At 73.6% G+C, this 2712-nt stretch carries 4 protein-coding genes; 3 read left to right on the top strand and 1 reads right to left on the bottom strand.

Annotation, left to right across the window (positions count from 1 at the left end):
• Positions 1-1086, bottom strand: a 1086-nt coding sequence (locus H0487_RS22335; protein ID WP_183096399.1) for a glycoside hydrolase family 9 protein, incomplete at its 3' end; no start/stop codon positions are given.
• A gap of 101 nt (positions 1087-1187) precedes the next feature.
• On the opposite strand from H0487_RS22335, the gene H0487_RS22330 reads away from it, so the two are divergent.
• The 3 genes from H0487_RS22330 to H0487_RS22325 form a co-directional block, all read left to right on the top strand.
• Positions 1188-1922, top strand: coding sequence for an SDR family NAD(P)-dependent oxidoreductase (locus H0487_RS22330; RefSeq protein ID WP_183096398.1), 735 nt, complete (start codon positions 1188-1190; stop codon positions 1920-1922).
• 1 nt (position 1923) lies between these two features.
• The gene (locus tag H0487_RS23715) at positions 1924-2154 is read left to right on the top strand and encodes an S-adenosylmethionine:tRNA ribosyltransferase-isomerase (protein ID WP_246384360.1); all 231 of its coding nucleotides are present in this window, start codon (positions 1924-1926) and stop codon (positions 2152-2154) included.
• Positions 2151-2712 (top strand): S-adenosylmethionine:tRNA ribosyltransferase-isomerase (locus tag H0487_RS22325; RefSeq protein ID WP_312856066.1); only part of this gene is annotated, 562 nt, incomplete at its 3' end. The genes H0487_RS23715 and H0487_RS22325, both read left to right, overlap by 4 nt.

Genomic DNA, 2712 nt, shown 5'->3' with positions numbered 1-2712 from the left:
GCTGTCCTGCTGGTAGCAGCAGTTGGTCCACACCTTCTTCAGCTGCTCGGCGCGGGTCAGCCACTGCTCGGCCGCGGTGATCAGGGTGGTGCGGTAGGCGCCGGTGGCGTGCCGCGCGGCCAGCGCGAGGGCGGCGGCCGTGATCGCGGCGACGTCGGACCCTCCGGTGGTCCCGGTGAGCACGTAGGTCTTGCGGTGGGCCAGGGACGGGTCGGCCGACGCGTCGTCGGTCGCCGGGTCGCGGAACCCGCTGTTGTGGTCGGCATCGACGTTGCCGACCTGGGCGACGAAGAGATCGCTGGTCGGGTGCGCCTTCAGCAGGAACCGGACGCCGATGGCCGCCTTCGCCCACAGCTCGTCGCGGAGTCCCGCCTCGTTGCGACCCGCGAGCTCGAGCATCGCGGTGGCGTAGGCGATGGTCATCGTGAACTTGAGCTGGTCCCCGGCGTCCATCCAGCCGCCCCGGACGTCGATCGGCTCCCCCAGGTGCGGCCCGTTGCTGATCGGTGACGCGACGTCGTTGAGGTGGCTCGGCCCGTGGTACGGCGACGCCGGCTCCGCGCCGTCGGCGTTCGACCGATAGATGGGGAGCAGGGTCTTGAGCACGTCCTGCCAGGCGGTGGCCTTCACCGTGAAGTACGACGAGCTGACCCCGTTGACCCGCACCTGGTAGCGACCCGCGCCGAGACCGGCGAGGGACGCGGTCGCGAAGTGCGGCCACACCTCCTTCGCGTCGCGGTACTCCGACGGCGCGAGGGTCGCCTTCGCGAGGGTGCCGGTCTTCACCTGCGTGCCACCGCCGTCGTACACGCGATAGGTGGTGCCGGTGAGCGAGGTCGGGCTGCCCACGACCGCGGGCGGGATGTTGCCAGGTGCCGCCACCAGCGCGACCCGGATCTTCAGCGCCGGCGCGGCGGCCAGGTTCGCCGCGTTGACCGCGTCGGCCGGGCTCGCCGCACCCGAGGCGGTCGTCGGGTCCGAGGCGTCGGGTGCGCCGGGCGTGTCCGGGGCGCACGCAGCGAAGACCAGCACCAGCACCGCGCTGACCGAGCCGAGCACCGTCGCCTGTCGTCTCCCTGCACGCATCCCCCGATCATGGTCCGTCGCAACCAGGGGTGTCGGCGATTCGTCGACACTTTGCCTTCGGCCTTGACCTCAAGCGAACTTGAAGTTGAACGATGGTCCGCATGAACACCGCACTCATCACCGGCGGCAGCGCCGGCCTCGGCCGCGCCCTCGTCACCTCCCTCGCCGCGCAGGGCTGGCACGTCATCACCGACGGACGCGACCCCGACCGTCTCGCGACCCTCCGGTCCGGCCCCGCGGCCGACCGGATCGAGGTCGTCGCCGGCGACGTCACCGACGCCGACCACCGCGCTGATCTCCACGCGGCCGTCGAGCGGGCCGGCCGCCTCGACCTCCTCGTCCACAACGCCAGCACGCTCGGCCCCGTCAGCGGCGACCAGCGCTACCGCCTGCTGGCCGACACCACCCCCGAGGACCTCCAGCACGTGTGGCGCCACAACGTCGGCGCCCCGTTGGTCCTCACCTCGCTGCTGCTCCCCCGGCTCGCCGCGTCCCGCGGCGTGCTGTTGTCGATCTCGTCCGACGCCGCCGTCGAGCACTACGAGGGATGGGGCCTCTACAGCGCCTCCAAGGCCGGGCTCGACCACGTCACCCTCACCTTCGCCGCCGAGAACGACGCGATCACCGCCTACGCCGTCGACCCCGGCGACATGCGGACCCAGATGCAGCAGGACTGGTTCCCCGGGGAGGACATCTCGGACCGGCCCCTCCCCGAGACCGTCGTCCCCCGCCTGCTCGCGCTCCTGGCGAGCCGGCCGCCGTCGGGACGGTACCGGGCAGCCGACTTCCCCGCCGTGCGGGTGGGCGAGCCGGCCACCGAGCGGGCGGCGGGCTGAGATGTCGCTCCTCGACGAGCGCCCCGCGACCTCGTTCGCCGCGCCCCGGTCCACCTACGCCGCGGCTCCGGCCGAGCGACGGGGCGTCGCCCGCGACCAGGTGCGACTCCTCGTCGCCGACGGGACGCGCGGCATCAGCCACACCCGGTTCCGGCACCTGGCCGAGCACCTGCGACCCGGCGACGTCGTGGTGGTGAANAGCACCTGCGACCCGGCGACGTCGTGGTGGTGAACGACTCGGCGACCGTCGCCGCGCAGGTCGACGCCGTCGCCCGGCGACACGGCCCGGTGGTCGTGCACCTGGCGGCACCGTTGCCCGACGGCACCTGGGTGGTGGAGGTACGACGCGCTCCCGACGCCGACCGCTCCGTGCTCGACGCCGAGCCGGGCGAGGTCCTGGAGATCGCCGCCGGCGCGGCCCGGCTCACCCTGCGCACGCCGTACCCGGAGCCGGGATCGTCCCCCACCGGCCACGGCAACCGGCTCTGGCAGGCGAGCGCCGAGGGCGACCTCGCGGCCGTCGCCCGCCGCTACGGGCGACCGATCTCCTACGGCTACCTCGCCGACCGCTACCCGCTCAGCGACTACCAGACCGTGTTCGGTCGTCGCCCGGGCAGCGCCGAGATGCCGTCTGCCGGCCGGCCGTTCACCAGCGACCTGGTGACCCGACTGGTGGCCGGCGGCGTGGTCGTCGCGCCGGTCACCCTCCACACCGGCGTCTCCTCCCAGGAGGCGGGCGAGGCGCCGCAGCCCGAGCGGTTCGAGGTGACCGCGACGACCGCGACGCTCG

It is taken from the genome of Nocardioides stalactiti (assembly GCF_014180715.1).
Taxonomy (GTDB): Bacteria; Actinomycetota; Actinomycetes; order Propionibacteriales; family Nocardioidaceae; genus Nocardioides; species Nocardioides stalactiti.
Note: the sequence above shows the minus strand (reverse complement) of the source record. Positions and strands in the feature narration are given on the sequence as shown.